This window comes from Bradyrhizobium sp., assembly GCF_035570375.1.
Taxonomy (GTDB): Bacteria; Pseudomonadota; Alphaproteobacteria; order Rhizobiales; family Xanthobacteraceae; genus Bradyrhizobium.
The window spans coordinates 17,404-35,884 of sequence record NZ_DATMLW010000123.1 but is presented as its reverse complement, the minus strand read 5'-3'; the positions used below and the strand labels follow the sequence as shown (position 1 = coordinate 35,884).

Annotated in this window: 16 protein-coding genes and 1 pseudogene; 8 read left to right on the top strand and 9 right to left on the bottom strand. The window is 62.0% G+C overall.

Annotated features, from left to right (window positions below; genetic code table 11):
* Window positions 1-29: 29 nt before the first annotated feature.
* Together ubiB and ubiE are read right to left on the bottom strand one after the other, a co-directional pair.
* Window positions 30-1,604, bottom strand: a complete 1,575-nt coding sequence (gene ubiB / locus VNX23_RS12650; RefSeq protein WP_325630481.1) for a 2-polyprenylphenol 6-hydroxylase — start codon at window positions 1,602-1,604, stop codon at window positions 30-32.
* On the bottom strand, window positions 1,601-2,362 hold the full coding sequence (ubiE, locus tag VNX23_RS12645; RefSeq protein WP_325630479.1) for a bifunctional demethylmenaquinone methyltransferase/2-methoxy-6-polyprenyl-1,4-benzoquinol methylase UbiE: 762 nt from the start codon (window positions 2,360-2,362) through the stop codon (window positions 1,601-1,603). The genes ubiB and ubiE overlap by 4 nt, the downstream gene beginning before the upstream one ends.
* A 571-nt stretch (window positions 2,363-2,933) precedes the next feature.
* Here ubiE and mutM point away from each other — a divergent pair.
* On the top strand, window positions 2,934-3,836 hold the full coding sequence (mutM, locus tag VNX23_RS12640; RefSeq protein WP_325630478.1) for a bifunctional DNA-formamidopyrimidine glycosylase/DNA-(apurinic or apyrimidinic site) lyase: 903 nt from the start codon (window positions 2,934-2,936) through the stop codon (window positions 3,834-3,836).
* Between the two features lie 9 nt (window positions 3,837-3,845).
* Here mutM and VNX23_RS12635 read toward each other — a convergent pair whose 3' ends face one another.
* Window positions 3,846-5,198, bottom strand: coding sequence for a serine protease (locus VNX23_RS12635; protein WP_325630476.1), 1,353 nt, complete (start codon window positions 5,196-5,198; stop codon window positions 3,846-3,848).
* A 132-nt stretch (window positions 5,199-5,330) separates the two neighbouring features.
* Here VNX23_RS12635 and VNX23_RS12630 point away from each other — a divergent pair, with 132 nt between their 5' ends.
* Window positions 5,331-6,131, top strand: coding sequence for a molybdopterin-synthase adenylyltransferase MoeB (locus VNX23_RS12630; protein WP_325630475.1), 801 nt, complete (start codon window positions 5,331-5,333; stop codon window positions 6,129-6,131).
* A gap of 115 nt (window positions 6,132-6,246) precedes the next feature.
* Here VNX23_RS12630 and VNX23_RS12625 read toward each other — a convergent pair whose 3' ends face one another.
* Window positions 6,247-7,251: an aldo/keto reductase gene (locus VNX23_RS12625; protein WP_325630473.1), complete on the bottom strand. Its 1,005-nt coding sequence runs from the start codon at window positions 7,249-7,251 to the stop codon at window positions 6,247-6,249.
* Between the two features lie 120 nt (window positions 7,252-7,371).
* On the opposite strand from VNX23_RS12625, the gene VNX23_RS12620 reads away from it, so the two are divergent.
* Entirely contained in the window at window positions 7,372-8,292 is a 921-nt protein-coding gene (locus VNX23_RS12620; protein WP_325630472.1) for a LysR family transcriptional regulator, read from the top strand.
* 3 nt (window positions 8,293-8,295) lie between these two features.
* Here the strand turns inward: VNX23_RS12620 and VNX23_RS12615 are convergent, their stop codons facing one another.
* A complete protein-coding gene (locus VNX23_RS12615) occupies window positions 8,296-9,297 on the bottom strand; it encodes a D-glycerate dehydrogenase (RefSeq protein ID WP_325630470.1) in 1,002 nt (333 codons plus the stop codon).
* Window positions 9,298-9,608: 311 nt separating this feature from the next.
* On the opposite strand from VNX23_RS12615, the gene VNX23_RS12610 reads away from it, so the two are divergent.
* Window positions 9,609-10,136, top strand: coding sequence for an SH3 domain-containing protein (locus VNX23_RS12610; protein ID WP_325630468.1), 528 nt, complete (start codon window positions 9,609-9,611; stop codon window positions 10,134-10,136).
* Window positions 10,137-10,268: 132 nt separating this feature from the next.
* Here the strand turns inward: VNX23_RS12610 and irrA are convergent, their stop codons facing one another.
* On the bottom strand, window positions 10,269-10,760 hold the full coding sequence (gene irrA / locus VNX23_RS12605; RefSeq protein ID WP_325630466.1) for an iron response transcriptional regulator IrrA: 492 nt from the start codon (window positions 10,758-10,760) through the stop codon (window positions 10,269-10,271).
* A gap of 351 nt (window positions 10,761-11,111) precedes the next feature.
* On the opposite strand from irrA, the gene fabA reads away from it, so the two are divergent.
* The 3 genes from fabA (at window position 11,112) to fabI (ending at window position 13,860) form a co-directional block, all read left to right on the top strand.
* Entirely contained in the window at window positions 11,112-11,642 is a 531-nt protein-coding gene (fabA, locus tag VNX23_RS12600; protein WP_325630464.1) for a 3-hydroxyacyl-[acyl-carrier-protein] dehydratase FabA, read from the top strand.
* A 49-nt stretch (window positions 11,643-11,691) separates the two neighbouring features.
* On the top strand, window positions 11,692-12,915 hold the full coding sequence (gene fabB / locus VNX23_RS12595; protein WP_325630463.1) for a beta-ketoacyl-ACP synthase I: 1,224 nt from the start codon (window positions 11,692-11,694) through the stop codon (window positions 12,913-12,915).
* 141 nt (window positions 12,916-13,056) lie between these two features.
* The gene (fabI, locus tag VNX23_RS12590) at window positions 13,057-13,860 is read left to right on the top strand and encodes an enoyl-ACP reductase FabI (RefSeq protein WP_325630461.1); all 804 of its coding nucleotides are present in this window, start codon (window positions 13,057-13,059) and stop codon (window positions 13,858-13,860) included.
* Between the two features lie 81 nt (window positions 13,861-13,941).
* Here fabI and VNX23_RS12585 read toward each other — a convergent pair.
* Both VNX23_RS12585 and VNX23_RS12580 read right to left on the bottom strand, forming a co-directional pair.
* A pseudogene (locus VNX23_RS12585) lies at window positions 13,942-14,537 on the bottom strand (glutathione S-transferase family protein).
* The gene (locus VNX23_RS12580; RefSeq protein ID WP_325630459.1) at window positions 14,534-14,995 is read right to left on the bottom strand and encodes a GNAT family N-acetyltransferase; all 462 of its coding nucleotides are present in this window, start codon (window positions 14,993-14,995) and stop codon (window positions 14,534-14,536) included. Before VNX23_RS12580 ends, VNX23_RS12585 begins: the two are co-directional and overlap by 4 nt.
* Before the next feature lie 280 nt (window positions 14,996-15,275).
* Between VNX23_RS12580 and VNX23_RS12575 the strand changes: the two genes are divergently transcribed.
* Window positions 15,276-16,244, top strand: coding sequence for an ABC transporter substrate-binding protein (locus VNX23_RS12575; RefSeq protein ID WP_325630457.1), 969 nt, complete (start codon window positions 15,276-15,278; stop codon window positions 16,242-16,244).
* A gap of 83 nt (window positions 16,245-16,327) precedes the next feature.
* On the opposite strand, the gene pnp is transcribed toward VNX23_RS12575, so the two are convergent.
* On the bottom strand, window positions 16,328-18,481 hold the full coding sequence (pnp, locus tag VNX23_RS12570) for a polyribonucleotide nucleotidyltransferase (protein ID WP_325630455.1): 2,154 nt from the start codon (window positions 18,479-18,481) through the stop codon (window positions 16,328-16,330).

The window sequence follows — 18,481 nt, the reverse complement described above, 5'->3', positions numbered from 1 at the left end:
ATGCTATCATCAATTTGATTGCACTGCAATCAAAGCTGGCGGATGGCGAACAGGATCCCAATGAAGGTCAGCGCGATAACCCAGAGGGCAATCGCCCGCCAACGGCTCTTGCGGCCTTCGGTCCGCCCCATCGCCGCGATGGTGTCGGGCGAGAGCGTCAGGCCTTCCCGTGTCATGGTTTCGAGTTGCCCGACCACGTTGACGGCCCGCGTCGCGATCGAAGGCAGGTCGGCCATGAGGCGGCCGAGTTCTCCGGCGCCGACCATTGCGCCCTGAATGCGACCGACCGGACCGAGGTTGCGTTCGATCCACTCGCGGACCACGGGGTCGGCGACCTTCCAGATGTCGAGCCTGGGATCGAAGCCGCGGGCGACACCTTCCACCACCACCATGGTCTTCTGCAGCAGGATCAATTCAGGGCGCGTGCGCATGTCGAACAAGCCCGTCACCTCCAGCAACAGCGTCAACAGCTTTGCCATCGAGATTTCTTCGGCGGTGCGGTTGTGGATCGGCTCGCCGATGGCGCGGATGGCTTGTGCGAAATTCTCCACCGAGTGATGCGGCGGAACATAACCAGCTTCGAAATGCACTTCGGCGACGCGGCGGTAGTCGCGGGTGATGAAGCCCAGAAGAATCTCGGCGAGAAAACGCCGCTCTTTCAGGCCCAGCCGCCCCATGATGCCGAAGTCGACGGCAACAAGCCGGCCGGACTCGTCGAGAAACAGATTGCCGGGATGCATGTCGGCATGGAAAAAGCCGTCGCGCAGCGCGTGCCGCAGGAAACTCTGGATCACCTTGCGGCCCAGGTCGGGCAGATCGACGTTCGATTGTTCAAGCCGCGCATGGTCGGAGAGCGCAATGCCATCGACCCATTCCATGGTCAGGACATTGTGGGTGGTACGATCCCAGTCCACTGCGGGCACGCGAAAGTCCGGATCGCCGCGGGTGTTTTCCGCCATTTCCGACAGCGCGGCCGCTTCCAGCCGCAAGTCCATCTCCATCGACACCGAGCGCGACATGGTGTTGATGACCTCGACCAGACGCAACCGCCGCGCTTCCGCCGAATAGATTTCGGCCTGGTGTGCGACAAAGAAGAAGTCGGAGAGGTCGCGCCGGAAGCGGGCGGCCACGTTGGGCCGCAAGACCTTCACCGCCACCTGGATACGGACGCCGTCGCGCTCGACTTCGCCGCGATGCACCTGCGCGATCGAGGCCGCGGCAACCGGAGGACCCAGGCTTGCAAACGCCTGTGACAACGGCTTTTCCAGCGACGCTGCGATGACGGCCTCGGCCTCGCTTTGCGGAAACGGCGGCAGCCTGTCCTGCAGGCTTTCCAGGTCGCGCGCCAGGATGACGCCGACCACGTCGGGCCGGGTGCCGAGAAATTGTCCGAGCTTCAGGTAAGCCGGACCCAGCCGGGTCAGCGCCCGCGACAGCCGCGGGCCGGACTTGGCGCCGGGGCGCTCGATGACGCGCGCCAGGCGTAGCGCCCATTGGCCCGGCGGCGGCACCAGTATCGGATCGACAACACCGAACACGCCCTCGCGCGCGAACACAAACGCGGCGCGGGCAACCCGGGCGATGTGGGTTATTGCGGCAATCACAAACGCCAGCCCGAATGCAACGCTACGATGCCGCCAGAGAAGCTTTGCCAGCCGACCCGCGAGAAGCCGGCAGAACGGATCATGTCGGCGAAAGCGGCCGGCCTTGGGAATTGCCGGATCGATTCCACGAGATAGCGATAGGACTCGGCATCGCCGGTCACCGCGCGCCCGAGCGGGGGAATTACATTGAAGGAAAACAGATCATAGATGCGGTCGAGGCCGGGCACGTCGACGGTGGAAAACTCAAGGCACAGGAAGCGGCTGCCGGGCCTGAGCACGCGAAACGCCTCGGAGAGCGCGCAATCGATTCGCGGCACGTTGCGGATTCCGAACGCAATGGTGTAGGCGTCGAATGTATTGTTGGAAAAGGCGAGCGCCTCGGCGTTGCCCTCGACGAACGAAACACGGTCGTCAAGGTGTTGCGCAACCGCGCGCTCGCGACCGACCGCCAGCATGTCGGAATTGATGTCGCAGACGGTCGCCCGAAAGCCAGGTCCTGCGGCTTGCGCGGCGCGGAACGCGATGTCGCCGGTACCGCCGGCAACGTCGAGCAGGCAAAACCGCGTATCGCCGCGTGACGGGTCGAGCGCATTGATCATCAGCTGCTTCCAGAGCCGATGCAGACCCGCCGACATCAAATCGTTCATCAGGTCGTAGCGCTGGGCCACGCTGTGAAACACGTCGTTAACCAGCGTCTGCTTGTCGTTCAGGGGCACGTCCCTGAAGCCAAAATGCGTGGTTTGATCCGCTCCGCTCATTCAACACGTCTCCGCTGCCCGACCATAGCGTGCTCGCCGCAATGGCGCTATCACACGATACTGAAGTGTCCCGGTTCCGACATTCGTATCATGTTGCTGCGGGCTCGTTTACGAATGTCAGAACCAAAAAGACACTCGTAAATATGGTTACTAGTGTCCCGATTCCGAAGTTCGTATCATCTTGCGGCGACCCCGTTTGCGAACTTCGGAATCGAAAGGACACTAGCAAGTCATTGTTTTCTAGTGTGGCTTTGGTTCAGAAGTCCGCATGACGAACTCACGGGCTACAAATGATGCTGACTTCTGAACCGCCACACCAGGGCGGTTTCGGATTTGACATTCGCCCTGAGGAGTCGTGGCTATACTGAAGCGAATGTCAAATCCACCGCACTAGTGTCCCGGTTCTGACATTCGTATCATACTGCGGCGGCCTCTTTTACGAATGTCAGAACCAAAGAGACACCAACCACCCTTGAATTTCAGTGTGGCTTTAACTCTGATGTTCCTTGCAAGAGGCCGCCGAAAAACTGAAAGGAACGTCAGTGTCGCCACACTGATGTGAATGCCGCCTATGCCTGAATTACCCGAAGTCGAGACCGTCCGCCGCGGCCTGCAGCCGGCCATGGAAGGGGCGAGGATCATGAAGGCCGATCTGCGGCGCAAAGACCTGCGGTTTCCGTTCCAGAAGGATTTTGTGGCGCGGCTCGAAGGCCAGACCGTGACCGGGCTGGGCCGCCGCGCCAAATATCTGATGGCCGATCTCGCCTCCGGTGACGTACTCTTGATGCATCTGGGCATGTCGGGATCGTTCCGCGTCCGCAATGATGACGAGAAGACGCCCGGCAAATTTCATTTTTCAAGAAACGAGGATCGCGCCCATGACCACGTCGTGTTCCAGATGTCGTCCGGCGCGGCCATTGTGTTCAACGATCCTCGCCGCTTCGGCTACATGAAGGTCATCGCCCGCAACGCGCTCGACCGTGAGCCGCTGCTCAAGGGCTTGGGTCCGGAGCCGCTCGGCAACGAGTTCGACGCTGCCATGCTGGCGCGCTCATGCGCCAACAAGAAGACCAGCCTGAAGGCCGCTCTGCTCGATCAGCGCGTGGTTGCGGGGCTCGGCAACATCTATGTCTGCGAGGCGTTGTTCCGCGCGCATCTGTCGCCGCGCAGACTGGCCGCGACACTTGCCACCAAGGCCGCACAGCGCAAGGGCGTCGCCGGCGGCGCGCCGACCGAGCATGCCAGGCGTCTGGTGGAAGCGATTCACGCTGTGCTCAATCAGGCGATCAGGGCCGGCGGCTCGTCGTTAAGGGATCATCGCCAGACTTCGGGCGAACTCGGTTACTTCCAGCATTCGTTCCAGGTCTACGATCGCGAGGGTGAAAAATGCCTCACCCCCGGCTGCGGCGGCATCGTGCGGCGATTTAACCAGAATGGGCGCTCGACCTTCTGGTGTTTGAAATGCCAGAAATGATTCTTCCGCTCACTTCCTGACACAGATCACGCGAACGACCGAGGTCTTCGCACCGGCCGATCCGCCAGTTGCATTCACGCCATTGGATGTTGCGAAGTCGCGCACGATCTGGGGTGGGATCAGCACGGCTTGCAGCGGCGCCACAGAGGCCGGTCCTGCGACGGCCACCGGCTTCAGCAAGGCAATGCCGGCGAATCTTCCGTCGGCATCAAGCGCGGCGGCGCCGGAAAAACCGGGCGGCGGCGGCGGTGACAGCGCGAGATCATTGCCGACGCCGATCGGGCTGACTTGCGCCTTGGCGCTGCTGGTCGCGTTGGCTCCGCCCTGGTTTTGCGGATCGGCGATGCCGGTAAGTTCGACGCCATTCCCGGCCAAACGATCGCCGGCAAGGGCGAGCGGCTTCAGGCCGGGCGCGCCATAGACGCGAAGCAGCGCGAGATCATGATCCTTGTCCTCGGCGACGCGATCGGCATGGCCGTAAGGCGCAATCACGATGGCGAGACATCCATCCGTGATCTGGCGGTCGGCGACAACGGCGCCGTCGTCGCTGACGATCACGCCGGTGCCGTATTCGACGCTCTTGCGAGGCGCCGGCCCGGCGTTGACGGGGAAGGGATTGAAGGCGCTCGACATCGCGATCACCACCGGCTCGACGATATTCTCGGTGGCCTGATCATAAAGAATGGTGAGGATGCGGACTTCATCGCCCTGGAAGGTGCCGCGCACATAGAATTTCTTCAGGCCCTGCAACCCCGACAGCACGAAGAAATCCGGCTTGACCACGGTGTAATCGACGTTGCGCCCGGCTGGCTCTTTTCTCTCCCGTTCGGCGAGTTTTGCCGTGGTCGGACTTGCCTCCTTGCGGCGGGACAGCTGGATCTGGATGGTTCCGGTGGCCGAACTCCATTTCGTGCCGCCGGCGTCGGAAGTCTGCTGGGGCACGAGCCTGGTCGGGATGCCGAGCCGGGCGCCCGTGGCGGCATCGGTAACGATTCTCCAGCCGGCATTGTCCTGCCGATGTCTGGCGGTTTCGGCGAGCACGCTGCGCTGTTTCGGATTGAGCACGCCGGTCGGCTTGTCGCTCAAAACCTTCTGGTATTCCTTGATCGCCTCGACCATGCGTTCGCTGACGTCGCCGGAGATGGCGCCGTTATACTGGCCGACCCAGGCGAGGTCGGACTGGATCGCCTGACGTTCGGCCTGGGGCATCGCATTGGCGGTGTCGGCGGGCTTCTGCACGGCGGGCCGGCCAGGCGAGGTCGCGACCTGCTTCGCCCGTGCCGCGGGGGCCGGCGTCGATTGGGCCTGCGCCGCAGCGCCTGTTGCCACGAATATCAATGTTGCCGTCAGCACCGATCTCATGACAACTTTTCCATCCATTGACGAAGCCACAATTGATCACATCTGCTTGGTCGGCAACAGCAGGCCAAGGGGCCAAGGGTTCAGGCAAAGGGTTCAGCCAATGACGACCGGACCAAAGGATATGTTTGCCAGATGTTGACTGCGGACGAACTCGAGCGTTACGCCCGCCACATCGTGCTGCGCGAGGTTGGCGGCCCAGGCCAGGCGGCATTGAAGGAGGCCTCCGTGCTCGTGGTCGGCGCCGGCGGGTTGGGGGCGCCCGCGCTGATGTATCTCGCCGCCGCAGGCGTCGGTACGCTCGGCGTGGTCGATGACGACGTCGTTTCACTGTCCAATCTGCAGCGCCAGATCATTCACGAAACACCCGATATCGGCAAGCGGAAGGTCGACAGCGCGGCCGAGCGCATCGCGGCCCTCAATCCACATGTGAAATTTGCGGCGCATGCGACGCGGCTCAATGCCGGCAATGCCATGGAGCTGATCGGCGGCTATGATCTGGTATTGGACGGATCGGATAATTTCGAGACGCGCTATTTGGTATCGGATGCCTGCTTTTTGGCGGCGAGGCCGTTGATCACGGCGGCGCTCGGCATGTTCGACGGTTCGCTGACCACGATACGCGCGCATGAGAAGAATGCGGCAGGCGAGTTCAATCCGACCTACCGGTGTTTGTTTCCCGAACCGCCGCCGCCGGGCACGATACCGACCTGCGCGGAAGTTGGTGTCATGGGTGCGCTCGCCGGCGTGATGGGATCGATGATGGCGCTGGAAGCGATCCGCGAAATCGTCGGCTTCGGCGAAGGCCTGGTCGGGCGTCTGTTGATGCTGGATGCGCGCACCATGCGCTTTGAGACCGTGCGCTACAAGCGCGATCCCCTCAACCCGCTCAACGGCGATGTGCTCGTCATCACCGATCTGAGCGGACACAGGTGAGGGTGTTTACTCCCTCCCCCTGGAAGGGAAAGGGTCGGGGAGGGGGTCACGCGATCCCCTCTCGATTTGCTCCGCAAACCGTCCTCCCCTTTTCAAGGGGAGGTTTAGACACGAGTCACGCCCTCGCGCGCTTCTCGCTGTCCATATGCGCAAGCTGTGCGTCGGGATAACGGCTTCCGAAGGCCGCGCCGGGCGGGAAAGTTTTGGCAAGGGCCGCAAGATCGGCGCCCGTCAGCTTCACATCAAGCGCGCCGAGCGCTTCGGTCAACCGATCGCGGCGCCGCGCACCCACCAGCGGCACGATGTCGTTGCCCTGCGCCGCGACCCAGGCGATTGCGACCTGCGCCGGCGTCGCACCGACGTCGCGGGCGATCTGCCGCAGAGAATTCACCAGCGCCAAATTGGCATCGAGATTTTCGCCCTGAAAGCGCGGGCTCGCCGCGCGAAAATCCAGCGTCGTCGAGCGATCCCTGGTCCAATGCCCGCTGATCAGCCCGCGCGACAGCACGCCATACGCAGTGATGCCGATGCCAAGCTCGCGGCAGGTTTTGAGGATGTCGCTTTCGATGCCGCGCGAGAGCAGCGAATATTCGATCTGCAGATCGGCGATCGGATGCACGGCATGCGCCCGGCGAATGGTGTCGGAGCCGACCTCGGAGAGCCCGATATGTCTGATGTAGCCAGCTTTCACCAAATCGGCCATGGCGCCGATGGTTTCCTCGATCGGCACTGCCGGATCGAGCCGCGCCGGACGGTAGATATCGATTTGATCAACGCCGAGCCGCTGCAGCGAATAGGCCATGAAGTTCCAGATCGCGGCGGGCCGGCTGTCATAGCCGAGCCACTTCCTGTCCGGCGCACGCAGCGCGCCGAACTTGACGCTGATCTGCACATTGTCGCGATTGCGCCCGGAGAGCGCCTCGCGGATCAGCATTTCGTTGTGACCCATGCCGTAGAAATCGCCGGTGTCGAGCAACGTGATTCCTGCATCCAATGCGGCGTGAATCGTCGCGATGCTCTCGCTACGCTCTGCGGGTCCGTAAAAATCCGACATTCCCATGCAGCCAAGTCCGATGGCCGAGACAGCGGGGCCGGCTTTGCCGAGCTTGCGGGTGTTCATGATGGCTCTCCCTGAAATGGCGGCGGGCATCCCGCGCGTTGATTGCCCATCCGATATGAAGCCGTTTCATTGCCGTGATAAGCTGGACAATTTTGAATAGATTGTTCACAATATCGAACAATGAGCGATCTCGACCTGCGCGATCTCAATGCTTTTGTGGCGATCGCCCGCACCGGGAACTTCCGGCGCGCGGCGCTGGAGCGAGGCGTTTCCGTCTCAAGCCTCAGCCAGCGCCTGCGCGATCTCGAAGCGCGGCTCGGCATCCGGCTTCTCAACCGCACGACCCGCAGCGTCGCGCTGACCGAGGCAGGAGAACTGCTGCTCGCCCGCGTCGGCCCGGCCATAGCGGCCGTCAATGGCGCCATGGAGGATGTGCGCGGCCTGCGCGCGGTGCCCTCGGGGCGGCTGCGCATCAATGCACCGCCTCCGGCGATCGATCTGGTGCTGGCGCCGATGGTCGCGCCGTTCATTGAAGCCTATCCGCAGGTCGACCTTGAGGTCGTCGGTGAAAGCTCGTTCGTCGACATCGTCGCGCATGGGTTCGACGCCGGCATACGTTACGGCGAGCATCTGGCGCGGGATATGATCGCTGTCTCCCTCGGGCCGCCGCAGCGCTACGTGGTGGTGGCCTCGCCCGACTACATCGCAAGGCACGGCAAGCCCAGGCATCCGAAGGACCTGCTCGATCACGGCTGCATCCGCATCCGCTTCGGCAGGGGCACGTTGCTGGATATGGAGTTCGAAAAAGCGGGACAGGTGGTGAAGGTATCGCCTCCGACCAAACTGATCGTGAACCATCCCGGGCTTGCGCAACGCGCCGCGCGCGACGGCATCGGCTTCTGGATGACTTTCGAGGGATATGCGAGCGAGGGGATCAGGTCCGGCGCGCTGGTCAGCGTGCTCGATGACTGGTGTGAGCCGTTTCCGGGGCCGTTTCTGTATTACCCAAGCCGCCGTCAGCCGCCGCCGGCGCTCGCCGCCTTCGTGGCGTTCGTCGCAGCGTGGCGCAAGAAGGAGCGACAGAGAACGAAGGTGGCGTGACGCTCACAGCATGCTCGGCAACACGCGGTCCGGCGGCTTGTGATTGTCGAGGAAGGTGCGGATGTTGATGATCACCTTCTCGCCCATCTCGACGCGGCCCTCGATGGTGGCCGAGCCCATATGCGGCAGCAGCGTCACTTTGCCCTGCTTTGCGAGCCGTACCAGTTTTGGATTGACCGCGGGTTCGTGCTCGTACACGTCGAGGCCGGCACCGCCCATATCGCCGGTTTCGATCAGCTTGATCATCGTATCCTCGTCGATCACCTCGCCGCGCGCGGTGTTGACGATGTAGGCATCCTTGCGGATAAGTTTTAGACGTCGTGCCGACAACAGATGGAACGTCGCCGGCGTATGCGGGCAGTTCACCGAGATGATGTCCATCCGCGCCAGCATCTGGTCGAGGCTCTCCCAATAAGTCGCGCCGAGTTCTTCGGCGATGCGCGGCGCGACGGGACGGCGGTTGTGATAATGGATCTGCAGGCCGAAAGCATGCGCGCGGCGCGCGACCGCCTGGCCGATGCGGCCCATGCCGACGATGCCGAGCCGTTTTCCTCCGATACGGTGGCCAAGCATCCAGGTCGGCGACCAGCCCTCCCAATTCTTGCCTTCGGTGAGAATGGAAGCGCCCTCAATCATCCGGCGCGGCACGGCAAGTATCAGCGCCATGGTCATGTCGGCGGTGTCTTCAGTCAAAACCTTCGGCGTGTTGGTGACGGTGATGCCGCGCGCATGGGCTGCGACAACATCGATATTGTCGACGCCGTTGCCGAAATTGGCGATCAGCTTCACCTTGCAGTCGCTCTGCTTGATAAGATCTTCGGTGATCTCGTCGGTAACGGTCGGTACCAGGATATCGGCCGAGCGAATGGCGTCGGCAATTTGCTCCGTGGTCATCGGCGTGTCGTCGAGATTGAGCCGTGCGTCGAACAATTCGCGCATGCGGGTCTCGGTCGAGTCCGGCAGCTTCCGAGTAACGACAACGAGAGGCTTTTTCTTAACCGACATATTTTGCTCTCATGAGGCGTTCAGACCTCATTAACCCGGGTATTCGACACTGCGCTGCCGCATGGCCCGGGGGCGTTTTTCCCGTGGGTTCCCCGACATCTCCGCTGGTTTGCCGCGGATCACTTTCGGGCTGTTCTTGGCTCTCTGGCTTTCCGTCCTCTCTAGCAGAAGGCGGGGCCAAGACAAGAACCCGAGAGGACCTGGCATTCACGGGTCTGAAGGCGATGGGGCGGGGTGCAGGGGTTTTGGGGGGTGGTCGTCCGGTGTTTGAGCTCGAACAATTGAGCTGGCACTCGGCAGGAGGCGCGTGGATGGGGTTGGGGCGTTTTCGTTCTGTGGTGTTTGCGGCTTGCGTTTCTTGTCTCTCGGCGATCACCACGGCGGCTTTGGCAAAGGATGCAGCGCCAACCACCAGCGGCTTGCCAGTCCCGCGCTATGTCAGCCTCAAATCCGATCATGTGAACGTTCGCGCCGGTCCAACCAAGGACAATGACGTGGCCTGGGTCTACACCCGTTCGGGCCTGCCTGTTGAGATCACTGCCGAGTTCGAGAACTGGCGCCGGGTTCGCGATTCCGAAGGCGCCGAAGGCTGGGTCTATCATTCGCTGCTGTCGGGTCGGCGCACGGCCGTGATCACCATGAAGAGCAGGGACGATCTTGCCTTGCTTTACGAGCGTGCGGATTCGACCAGTTCGGTCACCGCCCGCCTGCAGGCGGGCGTCGTGGCCCAGGTCAGGCAGTGCGCCTCCGGCTGGTGTCGCGTCGCCGGCAATGGCTTCGACGGCTTTATCGAGCAGCAGCGGCTGTGGGGCGTTTATGCCGACGAAAAGGTGAACTGATCTCGGCCGGTCGTCCCCGCGAAAGCGGGACCCATACGCCGTGACTTCTCAACAAGGCAATCGGGCCGACGCCTTCCTCGAACATTTGTGGCTATGGGTCCGGCACGCGCTCCGCTTGGGCGGGACGACGGCTCAGCGCTTCTTGCGCAGTCGAACCACCATGTCGACCCGGGCGATCTCGTAGCCTTCGGGTACGTCGGGCATCTTCTGCAACACCAGATGCGGGTCCGGAATGTCGACCAGTTCGTGATTGTTTTCGAGATAAAAGTGGTGATGCGCCGACACGTTGGTGTCGAAATAGGTCTTGGTGCCGTCGACACTCACCTGACGCAGCAAGCCGGCGTCCGTGAGCTGATTGAGCGTGTTGTACACGGTCGCGAGCGACACCGGGACTTTCGCCAGCGTCGCTTCCTCGTAGAGCATTTCCGCGGTCAGGTGGCGCGCGCCCTTGCCAAACAACAGCCAGCCAAGCGCCATGCGCTGGCGGGTCGGGCGAAGGCCGGCAGCCTGCAGCATTTCGTTGACATCGTGCCACGGACAGCCGGTCAAAGCCGGTTGCCGCCCCTTTGCATGGGGCTCGGAACCGACGGCTTCTTCGTTAAGAACTCGATCGTTGTCGCGCATTTCCACCCGGATGCTTCAGGCGAGGCACTAAGGCATTTCCGCGAGATATAAGAAGGAATTCCGACAGATGCAAGTTTTTCGCAACTGGCAAGGAGCCCCAAGGCCGGATGCCCTCGGAATGGGTAAAATCGTCCATTTACCGCCATATGCTTTGCCCCCCGCAGGCCCTGTGATAGAGAGCCCCGCGCGATTGCCCGACGCGAGAAGAGGCAAGCGTCAAGCGCCGGTTTCCGTGAGGTTTCTGGCCTGCGGGTGGCAACCAAGTGCTGACCACGATCGGCTGGCTTGCCGCCCAAAACGGGTTCATTTTGCCAAAAGTGCTTCATCCCAATTTTTGAAAAGGCTGACTCCATGCTCGAAAGGCGCGGCGGTTACGAATACGAGGATTTGCTGGCATGCGCCCGCGGCGAACTGTTTGGCCCGGGCAACGCACAATTGCCGCTGCCTCCGATGCTGATGTTCGACCGCATCAGTGAAATTTCCGAGACCGGTGGGGAATATGGTAAGGGGCTCGTCCGGGCCGAGCTCGACGTGAAGCCGGACCTCTGGTTTTTTGGCTGCCATTTCAAGAATGATCCGGTCATGCCGGGTTGCCTTGGCCTGGATGCGATGTGGCAGATGGTCGGTTTCTTCCTGGGCTGGACCGGCGGCGCGGGCCGCGGCCGGGCGCTGGGTCTTGGCGAGTTGAAGCTGGCCGGGCAGGTGCTGCCGAACGTCCGCAAGATTGTGTACAACGTCGACATCAAACGCGTGATGCGTATGAAGCTCTGGCTTGGTATTGCTGACGGCTGGCTTTCCATGGATGGCGAGATTATCTATCGCGCGAAGGACTTGAAGGTCGGGCTGTTCAAGCAGGACTCGCCATTGCAGCCGGGAACCTGAACACGCGCTCCGGCATCACACAACAACACAAGGACAGGACGAGGCGATCATGAAGCGGGTTGTCATCACGGGGATGGGCATCGTCTCGTCCATCGGTAACAACACCCAGGAAGTGCTTGCGAGTCTTCATGAGGCGAAGTCCGGAATTACCCGTGCGGAAAAATATGCCGAACTTGGCTTCCGCTCCCAGGTGCAGGGCGCTCCCACGCTCGATCCGTCCGGCGTCATCGATCGGCGTGCAATGCGGTTTCTCGGCGAAGGCGCCGCCTGGAACCATATCGCGATGGAGCAGGCGATCCAGGACGCCGGCCTCGAGCAAAATGAAGTCTCCAATATCCGTACCGGGATCATCATGGGTTCCGGCGGCCCATCGGCGCGCACCATCGTGGAAGCCGCCGATGTCACTCGCAGCAAGGGTCCGAAGCGGGTCGGCCCGTTTGCGGTGCCAAAGGCGATGTCTTCCACCGCATCGGCGACGCTCGCCACCTGGTTCAAGATCAAGGGTGTGAACTACTCGATCTCGTCGGCCTGTGCCACCTCGAACCATTGCATCGGCAATGCGTACGAGACCATTCAAATGGGCAAGCAGGACGTCATCTTCGCCGGAGGCTGCGAGGAACTCGACTGGACGTTGTCGGTCCTGTTCGATGCGATGGGCGCGATGTCCTCGAAATACAACCATACGCCGGCGACCGCGTCGCGGCCCTATGACATCAGCCGCGACGGGTTTGTCATTGCCGGCGGCGCCGGCGTGATGGTGCTTGAAGAACTCGAACATGCCAAGGCGCGCGGCGCGCGCATCTACGCGGAGGTCGTAGGCTACGGCGCGACTTCCGACGGTTACGACATGGTCGCGCCTTCGGGCGAAGGCGCTGAGCGCTGCATGCGCATGGCGCTCTCCACCGTCAATACCAAGATCGACTATATCAATCCGCACGCCACCTCGACGCCGGCCGGCGATCCACCCGAAATCGAGGCGATCCGCAAAGTGTTCGGCACGGGCGAAAAATGCCCACCGATTTCCGCGACCAAGGCGCTGACCGGCCATTCGCTCGGCGCCACCGGTGTCCAGGAGGCGATCTACTCGCTCCTGATGATGAACAACGGATTCATCTGCGAAAGCGCCCATATCAGCGAACTCGACCCTGTGTTCGCCGACATGCCGATCGTGCGCAAGCGTATCGATAACGCCAGGATCGGCACCGTGCTTTCGAATTCGTTTGGCTTCGGCGGCACCAACGCCACGCTGGTGTTCAGGCGGCTGGACGCGTAGCTTCTGATTGGTTGTCATGCCCCGCGAAAGCGGGGCATCCAGTACACTGCGGCCTTTCAACTAGATTACGGGCGCTTCTGGAATACTGGATCACCCGCTTGCGCGGGTGATGACGTGAGAGATGGGCGGAGCGCAGGTACAATGAACGACTTAATGAAAGGCAAGCGCGGATTGATCATGGGCGTTGCCAACGATCATTCGATTGCCTGGGGAATCGCGCGGACGCTCGCCGCTCACGGGGCTGAACTGGCCTTCACCTATCAGGGAGAGGCACTCGGCAAGCGCGTCAAGCCGCTGGCCGAGTCCCTTGGCGTCGATCTGGTACTCCCCTGCGACGTCGAAAATCTCGCCAGCGTCGATTCCGCGTTCGAAACGCTGCGCGCCAAATGGGGCCGGCTGGATTTCCTGGTCCATGCCATCGCCTTCTCGGACAAAAACGAGCTGAAGGGCCGTTATGCCGACACCACGCGCGAGAATTTTTCGCGCACCATGCTCATCTCGTGCTTTTCATTCACCGAGCTTGCCAGGCGCGCCGCGGAGCTGATGGGGGATGCCGGCGGCGCGATGATCACGCTAACCTTTGGCGGGTCGACACGCGTGATGCCGAACTACAATGTCATGGGCGTTGCCAAGGCGGCGCTGGAAGCCTCCGTGCGATATCTCGCCGCCGATTTCGGTCCGCGCGGCATTCGCGTCAATGCGATTTCGGCAGGCCCCGTTCGCACCCTTGCCGGTTCCGGCATCGGCGATGCACGGGCGATGTTCGCCTTTCAGCAAAAACACTCGCCGCTTGGCCGCGGCGTGACGCTGGACGAGCTCGGCGGTTCGGCGCTGTATCTGTTGTCCGACCTGTCGGGCGGCGTCACCGGCGAAACGCATTTCGTCGATTCCGGCTACAACGTCATTTCGATGCCGCGGCCGGAAGCGCTCAAGGATGCGGATTGACTGGGCTGTGGCCCGCACCTTGCCTTGTCATTTACGAATGGTCTGTCCGAAAAGACCGATCCCCGCTTTTTCGGATCATGCTTATCCCGCGGCGATGGCGCTGGCGCGCTGGAAGGCGGGGCGCGCCGCGCAGGCATCGATGTAGCGGTCGAATGAGGTCCGCGCCGGTATTATCTTGAAAAGCCGCACCGCGAAATTCAGCCCCGATCCGATGACGATATCGGCGGCCGAGAAATTCTCGCCGAGAATCCACCTTCCTTGCTTGAGCGCGGTGTCCAGCACATCGAATACGCGCTCGGCGGTGCCCCAGCCGGCGGCGGTCGGATTCATCTCGATTTTGGTTGCGACCTGCACCATGGCGGGCTCGACGCAGCTCGGTCCGAAGAACAGCCAATAGAGATATTTTGCCCGCAAGCGGTCGCCCACCGGCGGCGCAAGCTTCGCCTGCGGATAGAGCTCGGCGACGTAGGCGCAGATCGCGGCCACCTCGGCAAGCGTGACCTCGCCGTCCTGCAGCGCAGGTACCTTGCCCATCGGATTGACGGCAGATATTCCGGCGTCTTCTGCGCGCCCTTGGAGATGTCGGTCAGCACGCGCTCGTAAGCCTGGCCGGTCTCTTCCATCAGCCAGAGTGCGGAGAATGAGCGCGACCGCGGCGACCAGTAGAGTTTCATCATGGTGTGGTTTCCTTCTTCCACCGATAATATTTCATGACAAAGCCGGTCATCGGCTCGACCTGCTCCGTCTCGAAGGTAAAGCCCTCGCGCTCATACCAGCGCCAGGCCTTTTCGTTTTCGCGCACGCAGCGCAGAGAGATTTCATTCGGCAATTGCTGCCTTGTGAAAGCAAGCAGGCGACGGCCGAGGCCCAGCGCCTGATATTCCGGCGCCACGAACAGCTGGTCGAGATATTTTTTCGGCAAATGCAGCGCCAGCATGGCGGCGATGGCGCCATCCTGATCGGCCACAAAGAGGCTCCAGCCTTGCTCGGTTTCGAGCGAAATACGCGCGCGCAATTTCGCCAGCAGAAAATTGCTGGCGCTCTCGAGCCCGGTCGAGACCCAGCTGTTCATCCAGACCCGGGCGATCTCTTCATGCTCATCGATGCGGGCGGGACGGATGGTTGGCGACATCAAGTACTCCAAGCTTGGCGTGCGAACGCTGCCACGGAGATCCTCATGCGCGACGCAACGTCGCAGCGAGAGGCGAGATTTATCACGCGCCGGTAATCCAGGCCAGTTCGACGCACCCGCAATGAAGCGCTGACAAATTTTCGATGGCCCGAAGTTGTCGCTTGCGTTTGAAGTCCCTGCCTGGGGCGGGTGCGCACGTGCCAGCGCCCGAGAGGATGCTCCGAGATTCGCTCGGTGACCCCAGGCGTGATATGTGAGAGCAGACATTGAGCTGGGAAATCCGATGAGGCGGCGGGAATTCATCGCCCTGCTCGGCGGGGCGGCAATGTGGGCACGCCCGGCGCGTGGCCAGCAGTTGGCCAGTGCTACGATTGGGGTGCTGTGGCCTGGCGCAGCGTACCCCGCGCCTCCTCGCATGCCCGCTCTGACGCTGGCGCTGCGCCAGCTCGGATTCACAGAGGGCCGCAATCTTGCAATTGAACTGCGCTACGCACGCGCAGGCCCGAAACAACTCTCCGAACTCGCCGGAGAATTGGTTCGGGCAAATGTGGACGCCATTCTGGCGTTCGGCGATCTCGCCCCAAGAATGGTTCGGGAGCGGACGAGAACCATTCCGATCGTGGCAGTCAGCGACGACATCCTGGCAACCGGGTTGGTCGATTCTCTGTCCCGCCCTGGCGGCAACACCACCGGATTGACGATCATGTCTCCCGAGCTCAGTGCCAAGCGATTGGCGGTGTTGCGGGAGATGGTTCCGGGAATCTCGCGGGTCGCAGCGTTGTGGGACCCGACAACGGGTGCGTCGCAGGTTGGGGCGACGGAAAAGGCGGCGCGATCGTTGAATCTCGATCTGCAGGTCATCGAAGTGCAGAAAAGCGAGGATTTGATCGATGCTTTCCGCACGGCGCGAGCCGGCGGAGTCGATGGTCTGAATGTGCTGGCTTCACCATCGCTTTCATCCCTTTCTCGCGAAATCATCGATCTCGCCGCAGAGCATCGGTTGCCGGCGATCTATCAGTGGCGAGAACATGTGGATGCGGGAGGGCTGCTCTCGTATGGGCCCAGTCTCACGGCACTGTGGCGACAGGCGGGGACCATCGCGGTCAAGGTTCTCAAGGGAATCAAACCGGCCGATCTGCCGATCGAGCAACCTACAAAATTCGAACTGGCGATCAACGCCAGAACGGCAAGGGACCTCGGCATTCCGATGCAACCTTCAATACTCGTGGGTGCTGACGAGGTCGTTGAATAGCGATCCGCAGCGTTCGCCTGTTCGGCACGCAAACAAAAAGGGCGGCTGAACGGCCGCCCTTTTGTCTTCTTTACCGTAAGGAGTTATTCGCCGGCGGCTTCGCGCGGCGGCGCCTCGGCCTTCTGCTTGGCCTCGAGATCTTCTCCGGTCGCCTGGTCGACCGCCTTCATCGACAGACGCGTCTTGCCGCGATCGTCGAAGCCCAGCAGCTTGACCTTGACCTTGTCGCCTTCCTTGACGATGTCGGAGGTTTTCTGAACGCGATTGGGCGCAAGCTGGCTGATGTGGACGAGGCCGTCCTTGGCGCCGAAGAAGTTCACGAAAGCACCGAACTCCATCACCTTGACCACGGTGCCGTCGTAGATCTGGCCAACTTCCGGATCGGAGGCGATCGATTTGATCCACTTGATCGCCGCCTTGATCGACTCACCGTCGCTTGAAGCGACCTTCACGGTGCCGTCGTCCTCGATGTTGACCTTGGCGCCGGTCTTCTCGACGATCTCCCGGATCACCTTGCCGCCGGTGCCGATCACTTCGCGGATCTTGTCGGTTGCGATCTTGAAGGTCTCGATGCGTGGCGCGTATTCGCCAAGCTCCGCCCGCGCCGCGGTCAGGGCTTTCGCCATTTCGCCGAGGATGTGGATGCGGCCTTCCCTCGCCTGGGCAAGCGCCACCCTCATGATCTCCTCGGTGATGCCTGCGATCTTGATGTCCATCTGCAGCGAGGTGACGCCGTGATCGGTGCCGGCCACCTTGAAATCCATGTCGCCGAGATGATCCTCATCGCCGAGAATGTCGGAGAGCACGGCGTAGCGCGTGCCTTCCAGGATAAGGCCCATGGCGATGCCGGCGGTCGGCCGCTTCAGCGGAACGCCCGCATCCATCAGCGCCAGCGACGAACCGCAGACCGTCGCCATCGAGGACGAACCGTTCGATTCTGTGATCTCGGAAACCACGCGGACCGTGTAGGGGAATTCGTGATGCGGCGGCAGAACGGGATGGATCGCGCGCCAGGCTAGCTTGCCGTGGCCGATCTCGCGCCGCTTGGTGCCGCCGAGGCGGCCGGTCTCGCCGACCGAGAAGGGCGGGAAGTTGTAGTGCAGCAGGAACGTCTCTTTGTAGGTTCCCGACAGCGCGTCGATGTACTGCTCGTCCTCGCCGGTGCCGAGCGTGGTCACCACCAGCGCCTGGGTCTCGCCGCGGGTGAACAGCGCCGATCCGTGGGCGCGGGGCAACACACCGACTTCAGCGATGATGTTGCGAACCGTCCTTGCGTCGCGGCCATCGATGCGCTTGCCGGTATCAAGAATGTTCCAGCGAACGATCTTGGCTTCCAGTTCCTTGAACACCGCGGCGATGCGGAGCTTGTCGTATTTCGGCTCCTCGCCTTCGGGGAAGTAGTGCGCCATCACCTTTTCCTTGGCGTTGGCGACCGCAGCGTAACGCTCCTGCTTCACGGGAATGGCGTAGGCCGTGCGCAGATCGGTCTCGATCAGCGCCAGCATTTCCTTTTCCAGCGCGCTTTCGTCGGCGGTCTGAACCTCGCGCGGCTCCTTCGCGGCCTTTTCGGCGAGTTCGATAATCGCGCTGATCACCGGCTGAAAATGCCGATGTCCGAACATCACGGCGCCGAGCATGATGTCTTCGTTGAGTTCTCTGGCTTCCGATTCCACCATCAGCACGGCATCCGAGGTGCCGGCGACGACGAGGTCGAGCTGGGTGTCGACCATTTCGTCGAGCGTGGGATTGAGCACATATTCGTCATTGACGAAACCGACACGGGCGGCGCCGATCGGGCCCTTGAACGGCACGCCCGACAGGGTCAGCGCCGCGGAAGCCGCCACCATGGAAAGAATGTCGGGATCGTTTTCCATGTCGTGCGACAGCGTCGTCACGATCACCTGGGTTTCGTTGCGCCAGCCTTCCACGAACAGTGGGCGGATCGGGCGGTCGATCAGGCGGGAGACGAGCGTCTCCTTCTCGGTGGGCCGGCCTTCGCGCTTGAAGTAGCCGCCGGGTATGCGGCCTGCGGCGTAACTCTTCTCCTGATAGTCGACGGTCAAAGGCAGGAAGTCGACGCCCTCGCGGGGCGTCTTGGCGGCGACGACGGTGGCGAGCACCACGGTCTCGCCGTAGGTTGCGATGACAGCCCCGTCGGCCTGACGGGCCAGTTTTCCGGTTTCAAGCTTGAGGGGTCGTCCACCCCAGTCGATCTCGACTGTATGAATATCGAACAT